At 71.8% G+C, this 26,297-nt stretch carries 22 protein-coding genes; 2 read left to right on the plus strand and 20 right to left on the minus strand.

Annotation, left to right across the window (positions count from 1 at the left end; translation table 11 throughout):
• The 9 genes from ruvX to ACSMXW_RS03175 form a co-directional block, all read right to left on the minus strand.
• Positions 1 to 465 carry a Holliday junction resolvase RuvX gene (gene ruvX, locus ACSMXW_RS03135; RefSeq protein WP_485807751.1) on the minus strand — a complete coding sequence of 155 codons (465 nt, stop codon included), beginning with the start codon at positions 463 to 465 and terminating at the stop codon, positions 1 to 3.
• Positions 466 to 655: 190 nt separating this feature from the next.
• Complete coding sequence (gene alaS, locus ACSMXW_RS03140) at positions 656 to 3,337, minus strand: alanine--tRNA ligase (protein ID WP_485803861.1); 2,682 nt, start codon at positions 3,335 to 3,337, stop codon at positions 656 to 658.
• Complete coding sequence (locus ACSMXW_RS03145) at positions 3,337 to 3,792, minus strand: DUF6167 family protein (protein ID WP_485803863.1); 456 nt, start codon at positions 3,790 to 3,792, stop codon at positions 3,337 to 3,339. Before ACSMXW_RS03145 ends, alaS begins: the two co-directional genes overlap by 1 nt.
• Positions 3,793 to 3,799: 7 nt before the next feature.
• Positions 3,800 to 4,252, minus strand: coding sequence for a DUF948 domain-containing protein (locus ACSMXW_RS03150; RefSeq protein WP_485803864.1), 453 nt, complete (start codon positions 4,250 to 4,252; stop codon positions 3,800 to 3,802).
• 371 nt (positions 4,253 to 4,623) lie between these two features.
• Positions 4,624 to 5,238, minus strand: a complete 615-nt coding sequence (rpsD, locus tag ACSMXW_RS03155; RefSeq protein ID WP_485803866.1) for a 30S ribosomal protein S4 — start codon at positions 5,236 to 5,238, stop codon at positions 4,624 to 4,626.
• 615 nt (positions 5,239 to 5,853) lie between these two features.
• Positions 5,854 to 7,221 (minus strand): replication-associated recombination protein A, encoded by a 1,368-nt coding sequence (locus ACSMXW_RS03160; RefSeq protein WP_485803868.1) that lies wholly within the window; start codon positions 7,219 to 7,221, stop codon positions 5,854 to 5,856.
• Between the two features lie 162 nt (positions 7,222 to 7,383).
• Complete coding sequence (locus ACSMXW_RS03165; RefSeq protein ID WP_485803870.1) at positions 7,384 to 8,043, minus strand: vitamin K epoxide reductase family protein; 660 nt, start codon at positions 8,041 to 8,043, stop codon at positions 7,384 to 7,386.
• Between the two features lie 344 nt (positions 8,044 to 8,387).
• Positions 8,388 to 9,650 (minus strand): histidine--tRNA ligase, encoded by a 1,263-nt coding sequence (gene hisS, locus ACSMXW_RS03170; RefSeq protein WP_485803872.1) that lies wholly within the window; start codon positions 9,648 to 9,650, stop codon positions 8,388 to 8,390.
• Positions 9,651 to 9,662: 12 nt separating this feature from the next.
• Complete coding sequence (locus ACSMXW_RS03175; protein WP_485803874.1) at positions 9,663 to 10,376, minus strand: MBL fold metallo-hydrolase; 714 nt, start codon at positions 10,374 to 10,376, stop codon at positions 9,663 to 9,665.
• 170 nt (positions 10,377 to 10,546) lie between these two features.
• Between ACSMXW_RS03175 and ACSMXW_RS03180 the strand changes: the two genes are divergently transcribed.
• A complete protein-coding gene (locus tag ACSMXW_RS03180) occupies positions 10,547 to 11,380 on the plus strand; it encodes a peptidylprolyl isomerase (protein ID WP_485803875.1) in 834 nt (277 codons plus the stop codon).
• A gap of 135 nt (positions 11,381 to 11,515) precedes the next feature.
• A complete protein-coding gene (locus ACSMXW_RS03185; protein WP_485803876.1) occupies positions 11,516 to 12,745 on the plus strand; it encodes a DUF349 domain-containing protein in 1,230 nt (409 codons plus the stop codon).
• A 308-nt stretch (positions 12,746 to 13,053) separates the two neighbouring features.
• Here ACSMXW_RS03185 and ACSMXW_RS03190 read toward each other — a convergent pair whose 3' ends face one another.
• The 11 genes from ACSMXW_RS03190 to pdxS form a co-directional block, all read right to left on the minus strand.
• A complete protein-coding gene (locus ACSMXW_RS03190; RefSeq protein ID WP_485803877.1) occupies positions 13,054 to 15,693 on the minus strand; it encodes a RelA/SpoT family protein in 2,640 nt (879 codons plus the stop codon).
• Between the two features lie 226 nt (positions 15,694 to 15,919).
• Positions 15,920 to 16,462: an adenine phosphoribosyltransferase gene (locus tag ACSMXW_RS03195; RefSeq protein WP_485803878.1), complete on the minus strand. Its 543-nt coding sequence runs from the start codon at positions 16,460 to 16,462 to the stop codon at positions 15,920 to 15,922.
• 35 nt (positions 16,463 to 16,497) lie between these two features.
• On the minus strand, positions 16,498 to 17,619 hold the full coding sequence (secF, locus tag ACSMXW_RS03200) for a protein translocase subunit SecF (RefSeq protein WP_485803880.1): 1,122 nt from the start codon (positions 17,617 to 17,619) through the stop codon (positions 16,498 to 16,500).
• Position 17,620: 1 nt separating this feature from the next.
• Positions 17,621 to 19,441 (minus strand): protein translocase subunit SecD, encoded by a 1,821-nt coding sequence (secD, locus tag ACSMXW_RS03205; RefSeq protein WP_485803882.1) that lies wholly within the window; start codon positions 19,439 to 19,441, stop codon positions 17,621 to 17,623.
• A 138-nt stretch (positions 19,442 to 19,579) separates the two neighbouring features.
• Complete coding sequence (gene yajC / locus ACSMXW_RS03210; RefSeq protein WP_485803883.1) at positions 19,580 to 20,167, minus strand: preprotein translocase subunit YajC; 588 nt, start codon at positions 20,165 to 20,167, stop codon at positions 19,580 to 19,582.
• A gap of 165 nt (positions 20,168 to 20,332) precedes the next feature.
• Entirely contained in the window at positions 20,333 to 21,448 is a 1,116-nt protein-coding gene (gene ruvB, locus ACSMXW_RS03215) for a Holliday junction branch migration DNA helicase RuvB (RefSeq protein WP_485803884.1), read from the minus strand.
• A gap of 670 nt (positions 21,449 to 22,118) precedes the next feature.
• Positions 22,119 to 22,727, minus strand: a complete 609-nt coding sequence (gene ruvA, locus ACSMXW_RS03220; RefSeq protein ID WP_485803885.1) for a Holliday junction branch migration protein RuvA — start codon at positions 22,725 to 22,727, stop codon at positions 22,119 to 22,121.
• A complete protein-coding gene (ruvC, locus tag ACSMXW_RS03225; protein WP_485803887.1) occupies positions 22,724 to 23,380 on the minus strand; it encodes a crossover junction endodeoxyribonuclease RuvC in 657 nt (218 codons plus the stop codon). Before ruvC ends, ruvA begins: the two co-directional genes overlap by 4 nt.
• A 184-nt stretch (positions 23,381 to 23,564) precedes the next feature.
• Positions 23,565 to 24,317 carry a YebC/PmpR family DNA-binding transcriptional regulator gene (locus ACSMXW_RS03230; RefSeq protein ID WP_485803888.1) on the minus strand — a complete coding sequence of 251 codons (753 nt, stop codon included), beginning with the start codon at positions 24,315 to 24,317 and terminating at the stop codon, positions 23,565 to 23,567.
• 48 nt (positions 24,318 to 24,365) lie between these two features.
• Positions 24,366 to 24,974, minus strand: coding sequence for a pyridoxal 5'-phosphate synthase glutaminase subunit PdxT (pdxT, locus tag ACSMXW_RS03235; protein ID WP_485803890.1), 609 nt, complete (start codon positions 24,972 to 24,974; stop codon positions 24,366 to 24,368).
• A gap of 58 nt (positions 24,975 to 25,032) precedes the next feature.
• Positions 25,033 to 25,956, minus strand: a complete 924-nt coding sequence (pdxS, locus tag ACSMXW_RS03240) for a pyridoxal 5'-phosphate synthase lyase subunit PdxS (protein ID WP_485803892.1) — start codon at positions 25,954 to 25,956, stop codon at positions 25,033 to 25,035.
• Positions 25,957 to 26,297 lie beyond the last annotated feature (341 nt).

The following is a 26,297-nucleotide window of genomic DNA, read 5'->3' on the forward strand; positions in this document are numbered from 1 at the left end:
TCAGGGCACCACTTCGATGCCTTCGCCGGGGGCCCGGCCCGAGACCCGCTCCGTCTCCAGGGCGTTCTGCAGGATCACCACGGCCGCGGCCTGGTCGATGACGGACCGGCCCTTCTTGACCGTGATGCCCGAGGCACGCAGGCCCTGGCCGGCGGTGACGGTGCTCATCCGCTCGTCCACCAACCGTACCGGCACGGGCGCGACGCCCCGCGCGAGCTGCTGGGCGAAGGCGCGGACCTTGGCGGCGGCCGGGCCCTCGCCGCCGCTGAGCGAGCGCGGCAGCCCGACGAGGACCTCGATGGGCTCGTACTCCTCGACCAGCTGCCGGAGCCTGCGGTGGGCCGCCGGGACGTCGCGTCCCGGCACGGTCTCCACCGGGGTGGCGAGGATGCCGTCGGGATCGCAGGAGGCGACCCCGATCCGGGCGTCCCCGACGTCCACCGCGAGGCGCCGGCCGCGGCGCATCCCGCCCGCGGTCACGGCGCCACCGCCCGCGGACCGTGCGCCGCCCGTGCCGGGGGCCGGAGCGCCGTAACGCCATACGGCACCCGACCGCGTGCCGCCGGGCCATACGCCGGCGGGGCGTGTGTCCCGGCACCGCGCACCCCGGGACCGTGCGGCGCCGTACTCTCGGCCGTCATCGCCGTGGCCCGCCTCACGCCTTCTCGGCCACGAGGCGTTCCACCGCGGCGACCGCCTCGCCGATGGCGGACGGGTTCTGGCCACCGCCCTGGGCGACGTCGGGCTTGCCGCCGCCGCCTCCGCCGAGGGTCTTGGCGGCGACACGGACCAGGTCGCCCGCCTTCAGTCCGCGGCCGCGGGCGGCCTCGTCGGTGGCGATCACGGTCAGCGGGCGGTTGTTCACGACGGAGAACAGCGCGACGACCACGGGGCGGTCGGACGGCCCCGACTGGTTCAGCCGGCCGCGCACGTCCAGGACCAGCCTGCGCAGGTCGTCGGCGCCGGTACCGTCCGGGACCCGCCCGGTGACGAGGGCGGTGCCGTGGATGTCCCGGGCGCTCTCGGCGAGCCCCGCGGCTGCCTGCAGGACCTTCTCCGCGCGGAACTTCTCGATCTCCTTCTCGGCGTCCTTGAGCCGGGCGAGCATGCCGGAGATCCTCTCGGGCAGCTCCTCCGGACGACCCTTGAGGAGCTCCTGGAGCTGGGCGACGACCGTGTGCTCCCGGGCGAGGAAGTTGTACGCGTCCACGCCGACCAGGGCCTCGATGCGCCGTACGCCGGAGCCGATGGACGACTCGCCGAGCAGCTTCACCAGGCCGAGCTGGGCGGTGTTGTGCACATGCGTGCCGCCGCACAGTTCCTTGGAGAAGTCGCCGATGGTGACGACGCGCACCCGTTCGCCGTACTTCTCGCCGAACTCGGCGATGGCGCCCTGCCGCCTGGCCTCCTCCAGGCCCATGATCTCGGCGCTGACGTCCAGGTCCCTGGCGAGCACCTCGTTGATCTTCTGCTCGACGTCGACCATCACGCTGCCGGGCACGGCGGACGGGGAGCCGAAGTCGAAGCGGAACCTGCCGGGCTGGTTCTCCGAGCCGGCCTGGGCGGCCGTCGGGCCCAGGGCGTCGCGCAGGGCCTGGTGGGTGAGGTGGGTGGCGGAGTGGGCGCGGGCGATCGCGCGCCGCCGGCTCACGTCGATGGAGGCCCAGACCGGCGCGCCGACGGTGACCTCGCCGACCTGGACGACGCCCTTGTGGACGTGCACGCCGGGGACCGGCTTCTGCACGTCGTTGACGAGGACGACGGCGCCGGTGTCGAGCTGGATGCGGCCGCTGTCGCCGATCTGGCCGCCGCCCTCGGCGTAGAACGGGGTGCGGTCCAGGACGATCTCCACCTCGTCGCCCTCGCCGGCGGCGGGCGAGGCCACGCCGTTCGCGAGCAGGCCGACGATGGTGGCCTCGTTCTCGTACGAGGCGTAGCCGGTGAAGTCGGTGCTGCCGGCGGAGTCGGCGATGGCGCGGTAGGCACCGAGGTCGGCGTGGCCGGTCTTCTTGGCCCGGGCGTCGGCCTTGGCGCGCTCGCGCTGCTCCGTCATCAGGCGCCGGAAGCCGGCCTCGTCGACCGAGAGGCCCTGTTCGGCGGCCATCTCCAGGGTGAGGTCGATGGGAAAGCCCCAGGTGTCGTGGAGCAGGAACGCCTTGTCGCCGGGGAGCACCCGGGAGCCGGCGGCCTTGGCCTCGGAGACGGCGTTGTCCAGGATGGCGGTGCCGGACTTGAGCGTGTTGAGAAACGCGGCCTCCTCGGCGAGGGCGACCGTCTCGATCCGCTTGCGCTCGCTGATCAGCTCCGGGTACTGCTCCCCCATGGTCTTGATGACCACGTCGACGAGCTCGCCGACGACCGGGCCGGTGGCGCCGAGCAGGCGCATGTTGCGGATGGCGCGGCGCATGATGCGGCGCAGTACATAGCCGCGGCCCTCGTTGCCGGGTGTCACGCCGTCGCCGATGAGCATCACGGAGGCGCGCATGTGGTCGGATACGACCCGCAGCGAGACGTCGCTGTCCTCGGCGTCGCCGTAGGCACGGCCGGTCAGCTCGGTGGCCTTGTCGATCACGGCACGCGAGGTGTCGATCTCGTACATGTTCCGCACGCCCTGGAGGATCATGGCGAGGCGTTCCAGGCCGAGACCGGTGTCGATGTTCTTGCTGGGCAGGTCGCCCAGGATCTCGAAGTCCTCCTTGCCGATGCCCTCGCCCCGCTCGTACTGCATGAAGACCAGGTTCCAGATCTCCACGTACCGCTCGTCGTTGACGGCGGGGCCGCCCTCGGGGCCGTACTCGGGCCCGCGGTCGTAGTTGATCTCGGAGCAGGGGCCGCAGGGGCCCGGCACGCCCATGGACCAGAAGTTGTCCTTCTTGCCGAGCCGCTGGATCCGCTCGGCCGGGACGCCGACGACCTCGCGCCAGATCCGCTCGGCCTCGTCGTCGTCGAGGTAGACGGTGATCCACAGCCGCTCGGGGTCGAGCCCGTAGCCGCCCTTGTCCCGGGGGGTGGTGAGCAGCTCCCAGGCGTAGGTGATGGCGCCTTCCTTGAAGTAGTCCCCGAACGAGAAGTTGCCGCACATCTGGAAGAACGTGCCGTGCCGGGTGGTCTTGCCGACCTCTTCGATGTCGGGGGTGCGCACGCACTTCTGCACGCTGGTGGCGCGCGGGGCGGGCGGCGCGGCCTCGCCGAGGAAGTACGGCTTGAAGGGCACCATGCCGGCGGGGACCAGCAGCAGGGTCGGGTCGTCCGCGATCAGCGACGCCGACGGCACGACCTTGTGCCCGCGCTCTTCGAAGAAGCGCAACCAGCGGCGGCGGATTTCAGCCGACTCCATCAGTGGTCCTCATTCCGGTCGTGGGAGTACGCCGTGCGCTCGGTCCTGGCGGCGTATCCGGGGGTTGAATCGTGCGGTGGGTGGTCGTCGGCTCCGGGGGTGCCGGGTCCGGGCGCTCGCCGGGGGGCGGGCGCCGCCTTGCCGGCGGGGCCGAGCGCGGGGCGGGGCCTGGCCGGCGGCAGCACCCGGGCGGCCTGGGCGCGGCCGGGTCCCTCGGGGCCCTCGGGCGCGCTGGTCAGGCCGAGGGCCTCGCCCAGCTCCGTCTCGCGCTGCGCCATGCCGTCGCGGACGTCGAGTGCGAACTCCCTGAGGCGGTGCCCGGCGTCGACGGCCTTGTGCGCGGCCTGCGCCGCGAGGCTGTCCGGGGCGAGCTGCCTGAGCTTGCGGTTGACCTTGGTGGTGGCCCACACGCCGGCCGCGGCGCCCGCGGTGAACCAGAACGTACGGCGGAACATCGCAGCGTCAGCCCTTCTTCCGCTTTCCCCGCCGGGCGGACGGCAGGGTCCGGCCGACGATCACGGTGCGCCGGGACGGGGCGGTCCTCTCGGCCGCCGGGGCCTGCTCCCCGGCGCTCCTGCGACCGAGTGCCCGGCGCACTCCGTAGCCGAAGGCGGCGACCTTGACCAGGGGGCCGCCGAAGGTGGAGGCGACGGTCGTGGAGAGCGCGGAGGCGTTCGAAGTGACCTCCTGGACGTCGGTCGCGATGGCGTCCACCCGGTCGATCTGGGTCTGTGCGGAGCGCACCGCGGCGGAGGCCTCGGCCAGCAGCGGCACGGCCTGCTCGGTCACGTCCGCGACGAGCTTGGTGGTCGCCCTGAGCGTCTGGGCCAGCCTCGCGAGCGCCACGGCGAGGAACGAGACCAGAATCGCCCAGAAGACGGCCACCAGGATCCCGGCCACCTCTCCACCGGACACGCAGCACCGCTCCCTGAACATCGCGCTGAACATGGGGGACCCGCCCGCGCAGGTCGTCTCCCGAGCCTATCGCGCCGCGGGAGGCGTTCCCTACCGCATTGTGCCGGGCACGGGGAGTGGGGCACACGCGGTGCCTCCGGCGGGGGCCGGACCAGTGCCGGACGACGCCGGACCGTGCAGGACGACGCCGGACCAGTGCAGGACGACGCCGGACCAGTGCCGGACGACGCCGGACCGTGCCGGCCAGGGGGCCTGGGGCGTGGGCCCCCGCCCCGGGACGCCCGGGGACGCGCGAGCCCGCCGCGCTTCCGGTCGTCGAGGACGGCGGGAGGGCGGCGGGCCGGGTGCGCCTGGGCGCGGATCCGTCCGCGTCAGCGGGCGTAGTACTCGACGACGAGCTGCTCGTCGCAGATGACCGGGATCTCCTTGCGGTTCGGGTCGCGGTCCAGGCGGAACGCCAGCGCCTTCAGGTTGACCTGAAGGTAGCGCGGGGTCTCACCCTCGGGCGCGAACCCGCCCTCGCGGGCGACCTGGAAGAGCGACTTCTCGCGGGAGCGCTCGCGCACCATGACGACGTCGTCCGGGCGGACCCGGTAGGACGGCTTGTCGACCTTCTTGCCGTTGACCTCGATGTGGCCGTGCACGACCATCTGGCGGGCCTGGTAGATGGTCCGCGCGATACCGGAGCGCAGCACCAGCGCGTCGAGGCGCCGCTCCAGCTCGATGATCAGGGCCTCGCCGGTCTTGCCCTGGACCTTGCTGGCGCGCTCGTAGGCGCGGACGAGCTGGCGCTCGGAGACGTCGTACTGCGCGCGCAGCCGCTGCTTCTCCAGCAGCCGGACCTTGTAGTCCGAGTTCTGCTTGCGGCCGCGGCCGTGCTCACCCGGCGGGTAGGGACGGGCCTCGAAGTACTTCACGGCCTTCGGCGTCAGCGCGATGCCGAGAGCACGCGACTTCTTGACCTTGGGGCGGGACTGGTTCGCCACGAACCAAACCTCTCTTGTCTTCAGCGATATCGGCTTCACCAGGGTTAGGGGAGGTCGCATCCGCAGCCCGGGAATCCCTGCGGGGCGGACGATTCGCCGCTCCCGCCGGGCAGCCGCTTCCCTGGTCTGGGCACATACGTGCAGCACGCGAGTGGCCCACCGACCTCCGCTCGGGGGTGGTGGGCTGCCCGCGACACCGATCGCCGGTGCGCGACGCTCCTGGAGCTCCCCGCCCGGGGGCGGGGCTCCGGCTGACTGTCCCGCTCTGGTGAGCCGACCTGGGCCGGACACGGGACGCAGCGCTTCGTAGCAGTCTACCGGGTCGCCGGGAATGCCCGTGACCGGGACACCGCGCATCCGAATCGGCGATCCGGGACGGCACCCTACCGGCCGGTACTGACCACGGCACCCGCCCGGGGGCGCGGGGAACTGCGCGGCCGACCACGACGAAGGCGTCACGTCGCACCGCTCCGGAGGGGCGGTTTCTCCCCGTCGCCGGTAGGGCACTTCCCACGTCCTCACGGCAGTGGGGGGCGGCCGGTGGGTGGTTGCCCGCGCAGTCCCCCCGCACCCCTTGGTGGCGACCGGGACGTCCAGAGCGCCGGAGGCGGTGGGTCAGGCCTCCTTCTGTTGCGGCTCGCCCGCGAGCCGCTCCCGCACCCGCTCGACGACGTCCGCGTACCGGGCCTCCGCCCCGTAGCGCGTGGGCTGGTAGTAGCGCTTGTCCTTGATCGCGTCCGGCGCGTACTGCTGGGCCGCGATGCCGCCGGGTATGTCGTGCGGGTAGACGTACCCCTGCGCGTGGCCGAGCTTGGCCGCGCCCTTGTAGTGCCCGTCGCGCAGGTGCGGCGGCACCGGCCCCGCCAGGCCCTTGCGGACGTCCTCCATGGCGGCGCCGATGGCGAGGGTGGCGGCGTTGGACTTCGGGGCGAGTGCCAGGGCGATGGTGGCGTGGCTGAGCGTGAGCGCGGCCTCGGGGAAACCGATCAGGGCGACGGCCTGGGCCGCCGCCACGGCGGTCGGCAGGGCGGTGGGGTCCGCGAGGCCGATGTCCTCGCTGGCGGAGATCATCAGCCGCCGGGCGATGAACCGCGGGTCCTCCCCCGCCTCGATCATGCGCGCCAGGTAGTGCAGGGCCGCGTCCACGTCGGAGCCTCGGATCGACTTGATCAGGGCGCTGGCGACGTCGTAGTGCTGGTCGCCGTCCCGGTCGTAGGTGACCGCGGCGCGGTTGACCGACTCCTCCAGGGTCTGCAGCGTGATCTCCGACTCGCCCTTGGCGAGCGCGGCGCCGGCGCCCGCCTCCAGGGCGGTGAGGCCGCGGCGGGCGTCGCCGCCGGCGATGCGCAGCAGGTGGGCCGCGGCGTCGTCGGGCAGGCCGACCGCGCCGCCGAGCCCGCGCTCCTCGGTGAGGGCGCGCCGCAGCAGACCGCTGATGTCGTCGTCGGTGAGGGGCTCCAGGGTGAGCAGCAGCGAGCGGGAGAGCAGGGGCGAGATCACCGAGAAGTAGGGGTTCTCGGTGGTCGCCGCGATCAGGGTGACCCAGCGGTTCTCGACGGCGGGCAGCAGGGAGTCCTGCTGGGCCTTGCTGAAGCGGTGGATCTCGTCCAGGAAGAGGACGGTCTCCTTGCCGAAGCCGCCGGTCGCGCGGCGGGCGCCGTCGATCACGGCGCGTACTTCCTTGACGCCCGCGGTGATCGCGGAGAGCTCCACGAACCGCTTGTTCGTGGCGCGCGAGACGACGTAGGCCAGGGTGGTCTTGCCCGTGCCCGGTGGGCCCCAGAGGATCACCGAGGAGGGACCTGCGGGCCCTCCGCCGCTCTCGCCGACCAGTCGGCGCAGGGGCGAGCCGGGCTTCAGCAGATGCTGCTGGCCGACGACTTCGTCGAGGGTGCGCGGGCGCATCCGGACGGCCAGCGGGCTGCTTGCCGGGTCCTTCTCCTGACGGTCCTCGGCGGCGGCGGTGAACAGATCGGGCTCCACGCCCTGAAGCCTATGACACCGCACCGACATTCCCGGCCGGGCCGGCGGCCGGGCCGGGGTCGGAGCCGGCCGCCCGGGCCGCGAGGCCGCCGGACGTGCCGGGTGCCTGGGCCGGACGGCCGTCGGACCTGCCGGATGCCCGCCCGGTCGCGGGCGGTGCCGTCAGCCGGTCCAGAAGTCCCACCAGCGGGTCAGCACCATCATGCCGATGACGCCGATGTGCAGCACCGGCACGACCCAGGTGAACTCCCCGAAGAAGCTCCGCAGCCAGCGGGGCGCGGGGAGGTAGCCGCTGCGGACGTTGAAGGACGTCACGTACCAGAACATGGTGATCGTGGCGACCCAGGCGAGGGAGCACCACAGGCACAGGGCGTTGATCCGGTACAGGGACTGGAACTCGAGCCAGGTGCAGAACCCGACGCCGAAGAGGGTGCCGGCGTTGAAGGTGAGCCAGTACCAGCGGGGGAAGCGGGCGCCCGCCAGCAGGCTCATGCCCACGCATATCACGATGGCGTAGGCCGCGAGGCCCAGCATCGGGTTGGGAAAGCCGAAGGCGGCGGCCTGCTTGCTCTCCATCACGCTGCCGCAGGACACCACCGGATTGAGGCTGCAGGCCGGGGTGAAGGTGTGGCCGGCGACCTTGGCTTCCAGGATCTTGAACTTGTCGAGCGTGATGACCCAGCTCGCAAGCAGACCGGCTGCGCCGGTGATCACCAGGAGCAGGGCGAAGGCCCGGCTACCGCCGAGGCTGCGCGAGGTCTCGGGCCCCGAGCGGTCCCGGGCCGGGGACGTGTCGTCCCTGACTGTCGTCGTCTTGCTCATCACGCCGTTCCGTCGCTAGGGAGGTGGGGAACCTGGCCGCAGTCATTGTGCCGTACGAGAGCACCTCTCACCGTGGCTTGTGGATAAGTACGTGTGCACGACCGTGCCCACTCAGCCGTGACAGGGCATTCTCGGCCGGGGCGGGCCGCGGGTAGGGCCGGGCGCCCGGCTGCGGCCCCCGGGCCGGGCATCGCCCGGCCCGTGCGGCCGGGGCCGCCGGGACGGACCGTGCGACCCGGCGGCCGCTCCCGCCCGGTCCCGCTTCCCCGGATTCCTTCCCCGAGCCCGCTCCCCCGGGGCCCGCTCACCGGGACAGGCCGTGCGCTCCGGCAAGGCCCCCGCCCTCAGCCGAACAGCGCCGTCAGCTCGGCCACGACCCCCTCCAGGGCGACGGGGCGCTGGTCGCCGGACTCCATCTCCTTGAGCTGCACCACGCCCTCGGCGAGGTCCCGCTCGCCCGCGACGAGCACATACCGGGCGCCCGACCGGTTGGCCGCCTTCATCGCGCCCTTGAGCCCCCGGCCGCCGAAGGCGAAGTCGGCCGCGATGCCGGCCCTGCGCAGCTCGGTGACCTTGGCGAACAGCACGCGCCTGGCCTCCTCGCCGAGCGGCACCGCGAAGACGCTGGTGGTGGCCGGGGTGTCGAGCTCGACACCCTCGGCGCGCAGCGCGAGCACGGTGCGGTCGACGCCGAGCGCCCAGCCGACCGACGGCAGCGAGGGGCCGCCGATCATCTCGGAGAGGCCGTCGTAGCGCCCGCCGCCGCCCACCGCGGACTGGGAGCCGAGGCCGTCGTGGACGAACTCGAAGGTGGTGCGGGTGTAGTAGTCGAGCCCGCGGACCAGCCGGGGATCGTCCTCGTAGCGGACGCCCGCCGCGGCGATCAGCTCGCGCACCTGCTCGTGGTAGGCCTTGCAGGCGTCGCACAGGTAGTCACGCAGCAGCGGCGCGCCGGCGAGCTGCTCCTGCACCTGCGGGCGCTTGTCGTCGAGGACGCGCAGGGGGTTGATGTCGACCCGGCGCCTGGTGTCCTCGTCCAGGTCGAGGCCGCGCAGGAAGTCCTGGAGGGCCGGGCGGTACGCCGGGCGGCACTCGCGGTCGCCGAGGGAGTTCAGCAGGATACGGAAGTCCTTGAGGCCCAGGCTGCGGTAGGCCTGGTCGGCGAGGATGATCAGCTCGGCGTCGAGTGCGGGGTCCTCGGCGCCGATGGCCTCGGCGCCCACCTGCGAGAAGTGGCGGTAGCGGCCCTTCTGCGGGCGCTCGTAGCGGTAGTACGAGCCCGAGTACCAGAGCTTCACCGGGAGGTTGCCCGCCTTGTGGAGGTTGGCCTCCAGGGCCGCGCGGAGTACGGAGGCGGTGCCTTCGGGGCGCAGTGCGAGCCGGTCGCCGCCCTTGGTCTCGAAGGCGTACATCTCCTTGGTGACGATGTCGGTGGACTCGCCGACACCGCGGGCGAACAGCTCCACGTTCTCGAAGCCGGGCGTCTCGACGTAGCCGTAGCCGGAGTTCCGCAGCGGCGCGGCGATGGCCTCACGGACGGCGAGATAGGCGGCCGAGTCCGGCGGCAGCAGGTCGTAGGTGCCCTTGGGGGCCTTGAAGGTGCTCACGGAATTGAGTCGTCACATTCCTCGTCGGGGGGCGGCATCCCCTGCCGCTCCCGGGCCGGCGGCCACCTGCCGCAGATACGGGTTGGTGGCGCGCTCCTGGCCGATGGTCGTCTGGGGACCGTGCCCCGACAGCACCACGGTCGAGTCGTCGAGCGGAAGGCACACACGGGCCAGGGACTCGAGGAGCTCGGCGTGGCTGCCGCCGGGCAGGTCGGTGCGTCCGACGGAGCCGGCGAACAACAGGTCGCCCGAGAACAGCACCTGCGGGATGTCCGCGGCCTCGGGCACCCGGAAGGTCACCGACCCCTTGGTATGGCCGGGGGCGTGGGAGACGGTGAGTTCGACGCCGGCCAGGGCGAGGCGGGTGCCCTCGGACAGCTCGCGGACGTCGTCCGGCTCGCCCACGGTCAGCTCGCCCATCAACGGCATCCCGACGGAACGGCCGAGGCCCTTTTCCGGGTCGCTCATCATGTAGCGGTCCTCGGGGTGGATCCAGGCGGGCACGCCATGGGCGCCGCAGACCGGCACGACCGAGGCGACGTGGTCGATGTGGCCGTGGGTGAGGATGACGGCGACGGGCTTGAGCCGATGTTTCCGCAGGGCCTCCTCGACGCCCCGTGCGGCCTCGTGGCCGGGGTCGATGATCACGCACTCCTCGCCCGCGGCGGGGGCGACCAGGTAGCAGTTGGTGCCCCAGGCCCCGGCGGGGAACCCGGCAATGAGCACGATCGTCCTTCGCTTCTCGTCCTGTGCGTAGGCCGCGGCGCGCCCCGGGGGCCGGAGCCGCGGCAGACTCAGAGCCTACCGGCGCTGCCGTTCACACAGCGAACCCATATACGGTACGGGCACACGAACGAACACGGTCGGCTATTCGAGACTCACAAGGAGAGACACCGGTGGTCAGCAGCGATCAGCGGCGGCGGCAGCTCGCCCGGGAGAAGTTCTTGCGGCAGCAGCAGCGGCGGGAGACCGCCCGGCGCAAGGCACGCAGGCGCAACGCGGCGATCGCCGCGGGTGTCGTGGTGGTCGTGGCCATCGGAGCGGGCGCCTGGGCGACCGACGGGTTCGACAGCGGCTCGAAGGACTCGGCGGCCGCCCAGCCGAGCACGCCGCCCAGTCCCAGCAAGGCGCCCGACCCGTGCGAGAAGCCCGCGAAGGGCAAGGTGAAGAACCTCAGCTTCAAGAAGGAGCCGGCCCTCACCATCGACAAGTCGGCGACCTACACGCTGAATCTCGAGACCACCTGCGGTGACATGCCGATCAGCATGGAGGCCGCGAAGGCGCCGCACACGGTGAATTCCTTCGACTTCCTCGCGAACAAGGGGTACTTCGACCACACGAAGTGTCACCGGCTCACCACGTCCGGTATCTATGTGCTCCAGTGCGGCGACCCGAAGGGCACCGGCGCCGGCGGTCCCGGCTACACGATTCCCGACGAGAACCTGAAGGACAAACGCCTGAAGGGGAACGTCTACCCGGCCGGCACCGTCGCAATGGCCAATCAGTACAACCCGCAGACCAAGCAGGGCAAGAACACCGGTGGCAGCCAGTTCTTCCTCGTCTACCAGGACAGTCAGTTGCCGCCCTACTACACACCGTTCGGCACGCTTTCCAAGGACGGCATGACGGTGCTGAAGAAAATCGCCAAGGCCGGTGAGAGCACTGGGCAGGGCGACGGCGCACCGAATGCCACGGTGGTCATCAACAAGGCCACCGTACGGAAATCCTGAGCGCCAACTGCGAAATTTCGGTCGCGCTGGATGCGGACAGCCGCCGTGCCGTTCGCCTAGATTGGCCGTGACGAAACTGTGGAAGATGCCGGGGGGCCATCGGGGCCTTGGCGCGCATCATGTGGAGGAGGCGCTGTGAGCAGCGACCCGTGGGGCCGCGTCGACGAGGCGGGGACCGTGTACGTGCGTACGGCCGACGGCGAGCAGGTCGTCGGTTCCTGGCAGGCGGGCTCCCCCGAGGAAGCGCTGGCCTATTTCGAGCGCAAGTATGAGGGCCTGGCTGTGGAGATCGGCCTCCTCGAACGCCGGGTGCAGACGACCGACCTGTCCGCCAAGGACGCCCAGGCGGCCATCGATCACCTTCGCGAGCAGGTGGACGCGCACCATGCGGTGGGCGATCTGGATGCCCTGCGGGCCCGGCTGAACACGCTGGGCGAGACCGTCGAGGCGCGCCGTGAGGAGCGCAAGGCGCAGCGGGCCCGGCAGTCGGAGGAGGCCCGGCAGGCCAAGGAGGCGCTGGTCGCCGAGGCCGAGGAGCTGGCGCAGAGCGAGCAGTGGCGTGCCGCCGGTGAGCGGCTGCGGTCCCTGGTGGACACCTGGAAGGGGCTGCCGCGTCTGGACCGCAAGTCGGACGACGAGCTGTGGCACCGCTTCTCGCATGCCAGGTCGGCGTTCTCCAAGCGCCGCAAGGCGCACTTCGCCTCGCTGGACGCGCAGCGCGAGGAGGCCCGCAGGGTCAAGGAGCGGCTGGTGGCCGAGGCCGAGTCGCTGTCGGACTCGACCGACTGGGGCGCCACGGCCGCCCGTTACCGCGAGCTGATGGCGGAGTGGAAGGCGGCGGGCCGTGCGCAGCGTGAGCACGAGGACGACCTGTGGAATCGCTTCCGCGGGGCGCAGGACGTGTTCTTCGCGGCGCGCAGTGCGGTTTTCGCGGAGCGTGACGCCGAGCAGGCGGAGAACCTCAAACTCAAGGAGGAGCTTGCCGAGGAGGCCGAGCGCCTGGTTCCGGTCACCGATCTGAAGGCGGCCCGTGCTGCCTTCCGCTCGATCAACGAGCGGTGGGAGGCCATCGGGCATGTGCCGCGCGATGCCCGGGCCAAGGTGGAGGGCCGGATGCATGCGGTGGAGCGGGCGCTGCAGGAGTCCGAGGAGGCGGAGTGGCGGCGCACCAATCCTGAGGCGCGCGCCCGCGCCGAGGGGCTGACCGGTCAGTTGCAGGCCGCGGTGGACAAGCTGCGCGGGCAGATCGACGCGGCCAGGGCCGCCGGGAACACCGCCAAGGCGGACAAGCTCGAGAAGGAGCTCGCGGGGCGCCAGGCTCTGCTGGACCAGGCGCTCAAGGGGTTGCAGGAGTTCGGCGGCTGAGTCCGCCCTTCGGCGGGTTCCCGCCGCTGTCGCAGGGCGGGTACCCGCGCTGTCGCCGGGCGGGTTCCCGCCGCCGTCGCCGGGCCTTCGGGCCCGGCACCCCCTTCTCGCCCCGCCGGCCATGTGCACTTAGAGGGGGCGCGGGGGACTGCGCGACAGGCCACGGGCGAAGGTGGTAGGTCGCCACTGCCCCGAAGGGGCGATTCCCGTTGTGTCCGGGCCACCTGTCCGGAGGCGGGTTGCACGCGCAGTTCCCTGCGCCCGTATGAGGCCGCCCCTGGGCGGAAAGGCTTCCCCTGCCGGGCGGTTCAGGAGCGGCGGGCCGACGTGACGCGGTAGACGTCGTAGACGCCCTCCACGCCACGCACGGCCTTCAGGACGTGGCCCAGGTGTTTGGGGTCGCCCATCTCGAAGGTGAAGCGGGAGGTGGCGACGCGGTCGCGGGAGGTCTGGACGGCCGCGGAGAGGATGTTCACGTGCTGGTCGGACAGCACGCGGGTGACGTCCGAGAGCAGCCGGGACCGGTCCAGGGCCTCCACCTGGATGGCGACCAGGAACACCGACGACTGCGTGGGCGCCCACTCCACGTCCAGGATCCGCTCCGGCTGCCGGGAGAGCGACTCGACGTTCACGCAGTCCGCACGGTGCACCGAGACGCCGTTGCCGCGGGTGACGAAGCCGATGATCGGATCGCCGGGGACGGGCGTACAGCAGCGGGCCAGCTTGACCCAGACGTCGTCGACGCCCTTGACCACGACCCCGGGGTCGTTCGAGCGGCGTTTGCGGCTCCGGCCGCGGGACGGGGGCGCGCCCTCGGCGATGTCCTCGTTGGCGGCGTCCTCTCCGCCGACGGCCTGGACGAGCTTGTGGACGACGTTCTGCGCCGCCACATGGCCCTCGCCGATCGCCGCGTAGAGCGCGGAGATGTCCGGGTAGCGCATCTCGTGTGCCAGGGTGACCAGCGAGTCGCCGGTGAGGATCCGCTGGATGGGGAGGTTCTGCTTCCGCATCGCCCGCGCGATGGCGTCCTTGCCCTGCTCTATGGCCTCCTCGCGGCGCTCCTTGGAGAACCAGGCGCGGATCTTGTTCCTGGCCCGCGGTGACTTGACGAAGCTCAGCCAGTCGCGGGACGGGCCCGCGCCCGCGGCCTTGGAGGTGAAGACCTCCACCAGGTCGCCGTTGTCGAGCGTGGACTCCAGGGGCACGAGCCGGCCGTTGACCCGTGCGCCTATGGTGCGGTGGCCGACCTCGGTGTGCACCGCGTAGGCGAAGTCGACGGGGGTGGCGCCCGCGGGCAGCGCTATGACATCGCCCTTGGGGGTGAAGACGAAGACCTCGTTGCGGGAGAGGTCGAAGCGCAGGGACTCCAGGAACTCGCTGGGGTCCTCGGTCTCCTTCTGCCAGTCGAGGAGCTGGCGCAGCCACGCCATGTCGTTGACCGCGTCGGCGTCACGGCCACCGCGGCCGCCCCTGCTGGTCCGGCCCGAGCCCTTGGGCGCGTCGGTGCGCACCTTGGAGGCGCCGGCCACGGCCTCCTGCTTGTACTTCCAGTGCGCGGCGATGCCGTACTCGGCCCTGCGGTGCATGTCGAACGTGCGGATCTGCAGCTCCACGGGCTTGCCGTTGGGGCCGATCACCGTGGTGTGCAGGGACTGGTACATGTTGAACTTGGGCATCGCGATGTAGTCCTTGAACCGGCCGGGGACCGGGTTCCAGCGGGCGTGCACGGTGCCCAGCGCGGCGTAGCAGTCGCGGACCGTGTCGACCAGGACGCGGATGCCCACCAGGTCGTAGATCTCCGCGAAGTCCCGGCCGCGGACGATCATCTTCTGGTAGACGCTGTAGTAGTGCTTGGGCCGGCCGGTGACGGTGGCCTTGATGCGGGCGGCGCGCAGGTCGGCCTGTACCTCGTCGGTCACTATGGCCAGGTACTCGTCCCGCTTCGGGGCACGCTCGGCGACCAGCCGGACGATTTCGTCGTACATCTTGGGGTAGAGGATGGCGAAGGCCAGGTCCTCCAGCTCCCATTTGATGGTGTTCATACCCAGCCGGTGGGCCAGCGGGGCGTAGATCTCCAGCGTCTCGCGGGCCTTCTTCTCCTGCTTCTCGCGCTTCAGATAGCGCATGGTGCGCATGTTGTGCAGGCGGTCCGCGAGCTTGATCACCAGGACGCGGGGGTCCTTGGCCATCGCGACGACCATCTTGCGTACCGTCTCGGCCTGGGCGGCCTCGCCGAACTTGACCTTGTCCAGCTTGGTGACACCGTCCACGAGCAGGGCGACCTGCTCGCCGAAGTCGCGCCGGAGCGTGTCGAGGCCGTACTCGGTGTCCTCGACGGTGTCGTGCAGCAGGCCGGCCATCAGGGTGGCCGGGTCCATGCCGAGCTCGGCGAGGATGGTGGTCACGGCGAGCGGGTGGGTGATGTACGGGTCGCCGCTCTTCCGCTTCTGGCCACGGTGCCAGCGCTCGGCGACCTGGTAGGCACGCTCGACCTGGCGGAGCGTGGCCGTCTCGATCTTGGGGTCGTTGCTGCGCACTATCCGCAGCAGGGGTTCCAGGACGGGGTTGTACGGGTTGGAGCGCTGGACGCCGAGGCGCGCGAGCCGGGCGCGCACGCGGTTGGACGAGCCGGAGCGGGCGGGCTGGCCCGTGGCGGGCCGTACGGCGGGTGTGGCGGCCGGTGGACGGGCCGGAGCGGTCGCGGGGCGACCGGTACCCGCGCCGGAGCCTGCGCGAGCGGCGGGAGTGGCGCTCGCGGGCCCTGAGGCGGGCTGCTGCGGCCGTTCGGCGGCCTGACCGGGGCGCGGCTCATCCACCGCCCGCTCGCCCGTGCTCTGCGGTCCGTGGGGCGCGTGTGACACCCGGCGGGCCGGGCCGGAAGCGGGCGCGGCTGCCCGGTCGGCCTGCTGATCGGGCGCGGCGGCAAGTGGCTGGGCCTCGTCTGGCAAGGGCGCTCCTCGTGCGCGCGGTCCGGGTCCACCGGTCGGGCCCCGGATAGCCCATGGTAGCCACCTCGGGGCCTTGGCTCGTCTTCGGCCATGGAGCCGGGCCTCTGGCTGAAAAACACCAGAGGCGGGCGCCGGATTCCTCCGGGCCCGCCAAGGGGTGGTGCGGGGCGCTGCCGGGCGCCCGTGTGCCGGTGCGGCTCGTCCCCCGAGGGTGTGCGTTACGCCATCAGAGTGTGATGAGCGCTTCCAGGGGGGCGCCTTCGAGCGAGGGCTCCAGACGGGTGCGGCCGCCGAGGAATCCGAGCTCCATGAGGATGGCGATGCCCGCGACCTCCGCGCCGGCCCGGCGGATGAGCCGCACCGATGCCTCGGCGGTGCCTCCGGTGGCCAGCACATCGTCGATGATCATCACCCGGTCGCCCCCGGACAGGTCCTCGGCGTGCACCTCGATCTCGGCGGAGCCGTACTCGAGGTCGTACGACTGACCGAGGGTGGCGCCGGGCAGCTTTCCGGCCTTCCGGACGGGGACGAAGCCGAGTCCCGCCCGGACGGCGACCGGCGCGCCCAGGATGAAGCCGCGCGCTTCCAGACCGACCACCTTGGTGGCTCCGTGGCGGACGGTGAACTCCGCCAGCGCGTCCGTGAGCGCGGCGAAGGCCGCGGGGTCGGCCAGCAGCGGGGTGATGTCCTTGAACATCACCCCGGGCTCCGGGTAGTCCGGGACGTCCCGGATGCGGCTGAGCAGCAGGTCGCGGACGTCGGTCGACACGGCCTCCCCCGTCTGAGTTCGGGTCCCCACCTCGGTCATCGGCGCTTCCCGGAGGGACGGCCGCGGCCGCGGTTGCGGGACGTGGGCTGGACGCGCTGCCCGACGACGGCCGGGGTGGCGTCCTCCGGCTCCTCGTCCTGCGGCTCCTCGGGCTCGGTGGCGGCGGGCGCGAGCGGCTCACCCTTGGCGGCCGCCGCTGCCCGCTTGGCGAGCACGCGCTTCTTCAGCGCCTTCATCGCCTGCTCCCGCTCCTTGAGATCGGTGACCAGCGGGGTGGCGATGAAGATCGACGAGTACGCGCCGGCGGCCAGACCGACGAACAGCGACAGGGAGATGTCGTTCAGCATGCCCGCGCCGAGCAGGCCACCGCCGATGAACAGCAGACCGGCTACCGGGAGCAGGGCGACCACGGTGGTGTTGATGGACCGCACGAGAGTGCTGTTGATCGACCGGTTGGCGATCTCGCTGTAGGTCCAGCGGTTCTGCTTGAGGATGTCCTTCGAGCTCTCCTTGAGGCTGTCGAAGACGACCACCGTGTCGTACAGCGAGTAACCGAGGATGGTCAGCAGGCCGATGACCGTACCGGGCGAGACCTCGAAGCCCACGAGGGCGTAGACACCGACCGTGATGGTGATGTCATGGATGAGGGCGACCAGGGCGGCCAGCGCCATCCGCCACTCGAACGCGATCGCCAGGTAGACCACGACGAGCACCATGAAGACGCCGAGGCCGGTCCAGGCCTTGTTGGCGATGGTCTCGCCCCAGCTCGGGCCGACCAGGTCGGCGTTGATGTCGTCCGACTTGACGTCGAGGTCCGTGGCCAGCCTGTCCTTGATCTGGTCGGACTTGGCGGTGTCGATGCCGCTGACCTGGATGCGCAGGCCGCCGGTGCCGAGCTTCTGGACGACCGCGTCCTTGCCGGAGGCCCGCTCCGCAGAGTGCTCCGCACTGGTCACCGACACGCTGGTCTTCGGGGTGGTGAAGACGGCGCCACCCTGGAAGTCGATGCTCATGTTGAGCCCGCGCACCACCAGGCCGACGAAGGCCGTGATGGTGATCAGGATGGAGATGCTGTACCAGATCTTCCGCTTGGCGATGAAGTCGTAGCCGATCTCGCCGCGGTGCAGCCGGGCGCCGAGGGTGCCGAGTTTGGACATCTCACGCCTCCTTCGGGTCGACGGGGGCGCTCACGCGGCGGGAGCGGCGCAGGGGTGGTCTCACGCCGAGCCGCTTGGGATCGAGGCCCGACCAGGAATGACCGCTCGCGAAGAACTTCCTGCGGGCCAGGATGGTCATCAGCGGCTTGGTGAACAGGAAGACGACGACCACGTCGAGGATGGTGGTCAGGCCGAGGGTGAACGCGAAGCCCTGCACCTTGCCGACGGTGACGATGAACAGCACGGCCGCGGCGAGGAACGACACGAAGTCGGACACCAGGATGGTGCGCCGGGCCCGCGGCCAGGCCCGCTCGACGGCGGGGCGCAGCGAGCGGCCCTCGCGGATGCCGTCCCTTATGCGTTCGAAGAACACGATGAAAGAGTCGGCCGTGATGCCGATCGCCACGATCGCACCGCAGACCGCGGGGAGGTTCAGCGCGAAGCCGATGGTCGGGCCGAGCAGCGCCATGATCGTGTACGTCAGGGCGGCGGAGACCAGCAGCGAGGCGATGGCGATCGTCGACAGGCCGCGGTAGTAGAAGACCAGGTAGAGCACGACCAGGGCGAGGCCGATGGCACCGGCGATCAGGCCGGCGTGCAGCTGCTCGCCGCCGAGGGCCGGGGAGACGGTGGTGACGCTCTGCTCCTCGAAGGAGAGCGGCAGCGCACCGTAGGAGAGCATGTTGGCCAGGTCCTGGGCGGACTGCTGGTTGAAGTTGCCGGAGATCTCGGCGTTGCCGCCGGTCAGCGCCTCACGGACATAGGGGTCGGAGACGACCTCGCCGTCCAGGACGATGGCGAACTGGTTCTGCGGCGACTGCTTCTTGGCCAGCTCACCGGTGATGTCGGCGAACTTCTTGGTGCCCTTGCCGGTGAACTGCATCGTGACCTGCCAGCCCGCTGCACCCTGGGTGTCGTAGACCGCCTGGGCCTTGCTCACATCGGTGCCGGCGACCGCGGCGGGGCCGAGGATGTACTTCTGCCACTGGCCCTGGGAGTCCTTGCCGCAGGCGACCGTGGGGTCGTCCGGCTTGGCTGCGGCCTCGCTGGTCTTGGCGCGCACGGCGGCGTCGGTGCAGTCCAGCTTGTCGAACTTGGACTGCAGCGCGGCGGTTGCTGCGTCACCGGCCGCACCGCTGTCGGACGGGCTGGGCGGCGGCGCGCTGGCCGTGCCACTGCCGGAGGAGGCCTTGTCCGAGGAGGACGACGAGGACGACGGCGTGGGGTCGGCCTTGAGAGCCTGGGAGAGGGCCCTGCCCTGCGGGGACGCGGAGTTGCTCGGGGTGGCGCTGCCGGAGGAGGTCGCCTGCTGGCCGCTGCCGCCCTTGGCCTTGCCGGAGGACGCGCTGCTACCGGCGCCGGGGCTCTTGCTGGCACCCGTCGACGGGCTGGCGGACTGCTTGGGCGCGGGCGCTCCGCTGGCCAGGGTCAGCACCGGGCGGAAGAAGAGCTGAGCGGTGGTGCCCACCTGCTCACGGGCCTGCTTGGAGTTCGTGCCGCGGGGGATGTTGACGATGATGTTGTCATTGCCCTGCGTCTGCACCTCGGCCTCGCTGACGCCGAGGCCGTTGACACGGCGCTCGATGATGCTGACGGCCGTGTTCATGTTGGTCTTGTTGACCGCGTTCTTCTGGCCCGGGGTGTTCTTCGCCTGGAGCGTGATGCTCGTGCCCCCGGCGAGGTCGATACCCAGGCGCGGTGTGGTGTTCCCGGACAGGAACATCCCCCCGGTGAGCGCGACGAGCGCGATCAGGATGAGGACCAGGGCACGGCCTGGTTTACCCGGGGCGCTCGTCCGCCGGCCCCTTGTGGGTGCTGCCACCTTCTCGTTCTCCCTCTCCGACCGCCCGGCGCGGGGAGCGCACGGGCGGCCATGACATGGTGTCGAGATACCGCGCGAAGCCCGCACGGGCCTGGGACGGCGGTGTGCGAGCGGGTTCTCCGCGGTCCCCGGCCGTGGCTACTTCGCCTCGGACTCGCCCTCGGTCTTCTTCGGCTCCGCGTCGTCGGCTGCCGGGGCGGCGTCGACCTCGGTCGCGTCCTTGGCCTCGGTGGCCGCGGGCTTCTCGTCGGCCGCGCGGGCGTCGTCCTTGTCGGCCTCGGCGGACTTGGCGGGCTCTGCCGGCTTCTCGTCGGCCACATCCCGCTTGCCGAGGTCGACGGGCGAGCCGTCAGAAGTGTCGGCGGGCTCGTCGGTGTCTTCGGTCTCGGTGAGGGAGGACGCGTCGTCCGGCACGATCGGGGTGTCCAGGTCGATGGCGTCCCCGGCGCCGTGCACGATGCGGTTGTACTCCTCGTCGTCGAGGACGGCGCCGATGGCGTTCTTCGCGAAGATCGCGTGGGTGCCGGCGTCGACTTCCAGGAGGACCGTCTCCTCGTGGACCTCCTTGACGGTGGCGTACATGCCGCCGATCGTGCGGACGCCGGAACCGGGCTGCATGTGGTCCCGCATCTGCGCCGCCTGCGCCTGCTTGCGCTTGGCGGACCTGGTCATCAGGAACATGGCCCCGATGAGCACGATGAACGGGAGGAGGGTCACGAGACTCACGGGTCGGAACTTCCTTCATACGGCCGCACAGGACTGGGCGGCCAGGGTCGGGGGTGGTCGATGCCGGCCACAAGGGCGGCATCGGCGGAGTCTAGGCGAGTCCGCACGGATGGAACAACGCTCAGCATGGCACCGCAGTTCCTGGCCTGGCGACCACCCGCGCCGTCATGCCCCGAACAAGTGTTGTTGCCCACTTCCGCCCGGGCCGCCGCCGGGTGCCGGGGGCGGTGTCAGGCCCAGGTGCGCCCAGGCCGCCGGGGTGGCGATCCGGCCGCGGGGCGTACGGGCGAGCAGGCCCTCCCGCACCAGGAACGGCTCGGCCACCTCCTCCACCGTCTCACGCTCCTCCCCCACGGCCACCGAGAGTGTGGACAATCCCACGGGGCCGCCGCCGAAGAGCTTGAGCAGGGCCTCCAGTACCGCGCGGTCCAGCCGGTCGAGGCCGCGCGCGTCGACCTCGTACACGGCGAGGGCGGCGGCGGCCACCTCACGGGTGATCACCCCGTCGGCCTTGACCTGGGCGTAGTCGCGCACCCGGCGCAGCAGGCGGTTGGCGATCCGGGGCGTGCCGCGGGACCGGCCGGCGATCTCGGCGGCGCCCTCCGCCTCGATGTGCACGTCGAGCAGGTGTGCGGAGCGGTGGATGACCCGCTCCAGCTCGGTGGGCTCGTAGAACTCCATGTGCGCCGTGAAGCCGAAGCGGTCGCGCAGCGGGGGCGGCAGCAGGCCCGCCCGGGTGGTGGCACCGACCAGGGTGAACGGCGGCAGGTCGAGCGGGATCGCGGTGGCGCCCGGCCCCTTGCCGACGATCACGTCGACGCGGAAGTCCTCCATGGCCATGTAGAGCATTTCCTCGGCGGGCCGCGACATCCGGTGGATCTCGTCCAGGAAGAGCACCTCGCCCTCCTGGAGCGAGGAGAGGATCGCGGCGAGGTCGCCGGCGTGCTGGATGGCGGGTCCGCTGGTGATCCGGATCGGGGCGGCCATCTCGGCGGCGATGATCATGGAGAGGGTGGTCTTGCCGAGGCCGGGGGCGCCGGAGAGGAGGACGTGGTCGGCGGTGGCACCGCGCGCGCGAGCGGCACGCAGCACCAGGTCGAGCTGTTCGCGGACCTTCTCCTGGCCGATGAACTCGTCGAGGTCCTTGGGGCGCAGCGCCGCCTCGACGGCCTGGTCCTCGCGGTCGGCGAACGCGCCGACGAGCCGGTCCCCCGCGCCGGGGGCGGCAGGGGTGCCGGGCGCGGTGGGCGGGCCGCTGGTCGTGTCGTCGTCCCAGTTCATGCGGTGAGCCTCGCGGTGTCGTACGGGTCGGCGGGCGCGGCCGGCCGGGGGCCGGGCACGCGCCCTGGGCGTGCGGCTGGACGCCGGCGACCGGGCGCCGGCGCGTGCGGGGGCGTCTGCCCCGGGGGCGGACCCGGCATGCGCCGGTGCCTTTCCGGACTGCACCGGCGCGGACTGCCGGGGAACGCTTCGGGACTGCTCCGGTGCGGACTGCCGGGGAACGCTTCGGGACTGCTCGGGCCCGGACCGGGACTGGTCGGGCGCCGATCGGGACTGCTGCGGAGAGGTTCGGGACTGCTGCTGAGCGGATCCGGACCGCTCAGGCTCGGATCCTGGCCGCTCCGGCTCGGCTCCGGACTGCTGCGGAGCGGCCGGAGAGCGCGCCGGTGCGGGTGGGCACTGCATCGGTGTGGCTCGGGAGTGTGCCGGCGCTGACCTGGCGTGTGCCGGTGCGGTTCCGGAGTCTGCCGGCGTGGACACGGCGTGTGCCAGTGCAGCCACGGCGTGTGCCGGTGCACATCTTGGCGGTGCCGACCTGACGGTCTCCTCGTGGCAGGTCGCGCGGTTCTCCGGGCCCTTTCCGGGGCTCGGGCGCCGCTCAGCGGACCGGTACCGCGGCGGCCTCCGGCGCCCCGGTGCGCGTCCGGTGTGGTTGCGCGGCTTCGCCGGGTCATCGGGTGCGGTTCAGGGTCCGGAGGGCGGCCTTCAGCAGCGGGCCCACCTGGGGGGCGGCTCCGGCGGCCTCGGCCTGGGGGGTGACGGCGGCGACGGCCTCGTCCGCCTCGCGGGTGGCGTAGCCGAGGCCGAGGAGTGCGGCGTGCACCTGTTCGCGCCAGCCGGTGCCGGCCGGGGTGCCGACGCCCACGGCGGAGCCGGCGGGCTCGCCCAGCCGGTCCTTCAGCTCCAGCAGGAGCTTCTGGGCGCCCTTCTTGCCGATGCCGGGGACGGCGGTCAGGGCCTTCTCGTCGCCACTCGCGACGGCCCTGCGGAGAGCGTCGGGGCGGTGCACGGCGAGCATGGCCTGTGCCAGGCGCGGCCCCACGCCGCTGGCGGTCTGCAGCAGTTCGAAGACCTGCCGCTCGTCGTCGTCGGCGAAGCCGTAGAGCGTCAGGGAGTCCTCGCGGACCACGAGCGAGGTGGCCAGCTTGGCGTGGGAGCCGACACGGAGTGCGGAGAGGGTGTCCGGGGTGCACTGGACGGCGATGCCGACGCCGCCGACCTCCACCACCGCGGCGTCCGGGGCGAGCGCGGCGACGGGGCCGCTGACGAAGGCGATCAACGGGGGGCCTTTCGTGAGGTGCGGGCCGCCCGCGCGGGCGGCTCCCCTGCCGGGGCGGGCTGCCGGCCCGTGGGTGGGTGGGGCGTCCCGGGCGCGGCCGGGGTGGCGGGCGCGGTGGGCCGGCGGGCGGCGCCGGCGCCCGCACGGGCGTGCGCGTGGGCCTGCTGGAGCCGATGCATCGCGGGGGCGCGCCAGATGTGGCAGATGGCGAGCGCGAGGGCGTCGGCCGCGTCGGCCGGCTTGGGGGGCGCGGCCAGCCGCAGCAGGCGGGTCACCATGGCGGTGACCTGGGCCTTGTCGGCGCGCCCGCTGCCGGTGACGGCGGCCTTGACCTCGCTGGGGGTGTGCAGGGCCACCGGGAGCCCACGGCGCGCGGCACACAGGACAGCGACGGCACTGGCCTGGGCGGTGCCCATGACCGTGCGCACATTGTGCTGGCTGAAGACGCGCTCCACGGCGACGAACTCCGGCCGGTGCTCGTCCAGCCACTGCTCGATGCCCTGCTCGATGGCGACCAGGCGGTGCCCTATCTCCGCGTCCGCGGGCGTGCGCACCACGCCGACGCCGACCATGGTGAGCCTGCGTCCCGCGACGCCTTCGACCACGCCGACGCCGCACCGCGTCAGGCCCGGGTCCACGCCCAGCACCCGCATCTGCCCTCCCCTCGCCGCGCTGCACGGCCTGCCGGAATCGTCCAGAGCACGCTATCGGTTCCCACTGACAGAGCGTCCGACGTCGGCCGGTGGGCGCCCGGCACCGCCGTCGGGCGCCCAGTACAACGGGCCGGCGGGGTGTCCCGCCGGCCCGTGGCGTGCGCGGCCCTCGCCGGGGCGGCGGTCAGGCGCCGACCTTCTCCATGATCTCGTCCGAGACGTCGAAGTTGGCGAAGACGTTCTGCACGTCGTCGCTGTCCTCCAGGGCGTCGATCAGCTTGAAGATCTTCTTCGCGCCCTCCTCGTCCAGCTCGACCTGCATGGTGGGGACGAAGTTGGCCTCGGCGGAGTCGTAGTCGATGCCGGCCTCCTGGAGGGCGCTGCGCACGGCGACCAGATCGGAGGCCTCGCTGAGCACCTCGAAGGACTCGCCCAGGTCGTTGACCTCCTCGGCGCCCGCATCGAGCACCGCGCCGAGCACGTCGTCCTCGGAGAGGTCACCCTTGGGGACGATCACGACGCCCTTGCGGTTGAAGAGGTAGGAGACGGAGCCCGGGTCCGCCATCGAGCCGCCGTTGCGCGTCATCGCGACGCGCACGTCCGAGGCCGCGCGATTGCGGTTGTCGGTGAGGCACTCGATGAGCACCGCGACGCCGTTGGGTCCGTACCCCTCGTACATGATCGTCTCGTAGTCCGCGCCGCCGGCCTCAAGGCCCGCACCGCGCTTGACCGCAGAGTCGATGTTCTTGTTCGGTACCGACTGCTTCTTGGCCTTCTGGATGGCGTCGAACAGCGTGGGGTTGCCGTCCGGGTCGGCACCTCCCATGCGCGCCGCGACCTCGATGTTCTTGATGAGCTTCGCGAAGAGCTTGCCGCGCTTGGCGTCGATCACGGCCTTCTTGTGCTTCGTCGTGGCCCATTTAGAGTGGCCGGACATCTGCCTGTCTCCTTCGCGTAACCCATCTCTGAACGAACTCCAGAGATCCTACAAGGACCGGGGGCTCCCCTGGCCGCGCACCATGTCCACGAAGAACGCGTGCATCCGGTGGTCGCCGGTGAGTTCGGGATGGAACGAGGTGGCGAGCGCGCTGCCCTGGCGCACAGCGACGATGTGCCCGTCGTGCCGGGCCAGCACCTCGGCCGCCGCGCCGACGGACTCCACCCAGGGGGCGCGGATGAAGACGCCCTCCACCGGGCCGCCGTCGACACCGCTGACCTCGACCGCGGCCTCGAAGGACTCGTTCTGCCGGCCGAAGGCGTTGCGGCGCACGATCATGTCGATGCCGCCGAAGGTCTCCTGCCCGGAGCGCGGGTCCAGGATCTTGTCGGCGAGCATGATCATGCCCGCGCAGGTGCCGTAGACGGGGAGCCCGGCACGCACGCGCGTGCGCAGTGGCTCCATCAGGCCGAACAGCACGGCCAGCTTGGAGATGGTGGTGGACTCTCCGCCGGGCACGACGAGTCCGTCGACGGCGGCGAGTTCCTCGGGGCGCCGCACCGCCCTGGCCACGGCGCCGGCCGTGGTCAGGGCGGACACGTGCTCCCGTACGTCGCCCTGGAGGGCCAGGACGCCTATGACAGGGGCGGTGTTCATCGGTGGGGTGACCTGTGCCTCGTTGCTCGGGTGGTTCCTGCTTGCACGGCGGAGCCGCTCACCAGCCGCGGTCGGCGTAGCGCTCCGCCTCCGGGAGGGTGTCCAGGTTGATGCCGACCATGGCCTCGCCCAGGTTGCGGGAGGCATCGGCGATGATCTTGGGGTCGTCGTAGAAGGTGGTGGCCTTCACGATGGCGGCGGCGCGCTTGGCCGGGTCGCCGGACTTGAAGATCCCCGAGCCCACGAAGACGCCCTCGGCGCCGAGCTGGCGCATCAGTGCGGCGTCCGCCGGGGTGGCCACGCCGCCGGCCGAGAACAGCACCACGGGCAGCTTGCCCAGGGCGGCGACCTCCTTGACGAGCTCGTGAGGGGCGCGCAGCTCCTTGGCCGCGGCGTACAGCTCGTGGTCGTCGAGGGCGCGCAGCCTGCCGATCTCGTTCTTGATCTGCCGCAGGTGGCGGACGGCCTCGACGACGTTGCCGGTGCCGGCCTCGCCCTTGGAGCGGATCATGGCCGCGCCCTCGGCGATCCGGCGCAGTGCCTCGCCGAGGTTGGTGGCACCGCAGACGAAGGGGGTGGTGAACGCCCACTTGTCGGAGTGGTTGACCTCGTCGGCCGGGGTGAGCACCTCGGACTCGTCGATGTAGTCGACTCCCAGGGACTGCAGGACCTGGGCCTCCACGAAGTGCCCGATCCGGGACTTGGCCATCACGGGGATGGAGACGGCGTTGATGATGCCCTCGATCATGTCCGGGTCGGACATCCGGGCCACCCCGCCGTGCTTGCGGATGTCGGCCGGTACCCGCTCCAGGGCCATCACTGCGACGGCGCCCGCGTCCTCGGCGATCTTCGCCTGGTCCGGCGTGACGACATCCATGATCACGCCGCCCTTGAGCTGCTCGGCCATGCCGCGCTTGACGCGCGCGGTGCCGGTCGCGGGGGCCCCGTCGTTCTGGGTGGTGCTGGGAAGCGTGCTGGACACGTATGACCTCACTTGGGTGAAGGCGATTGCTGCGACATGAGGGTGCGGCGCGCAAAGGGGCCACTACAAGGGCCAATGATGCGCCAGTGGATCGTTTTGTGCCGACACGCGCGCGTGCGGGCCCGTACGGGGCCTTCGCCGCACGGCCGGAGGCGCCCCTGAGCAGGGCTCGGCTCGTGCCGAGCGGTGGCTCGGCACGCGCTCGGAGCGCGGCTCGGCACGCGCTCGGAGCGCGGCTCGGCACTTCGCGCCCCGACAGGGGCGCGGGAGCTGTGCGGGCACCCACGATGCGCCTGCGGCGGCCCACCAGGCCGAGCCCTTGCGGTGATCTGCCTCCCCAC

This window comes from Streptomyces sp. DSM 116793 (genome assembly GCF_057320905.1).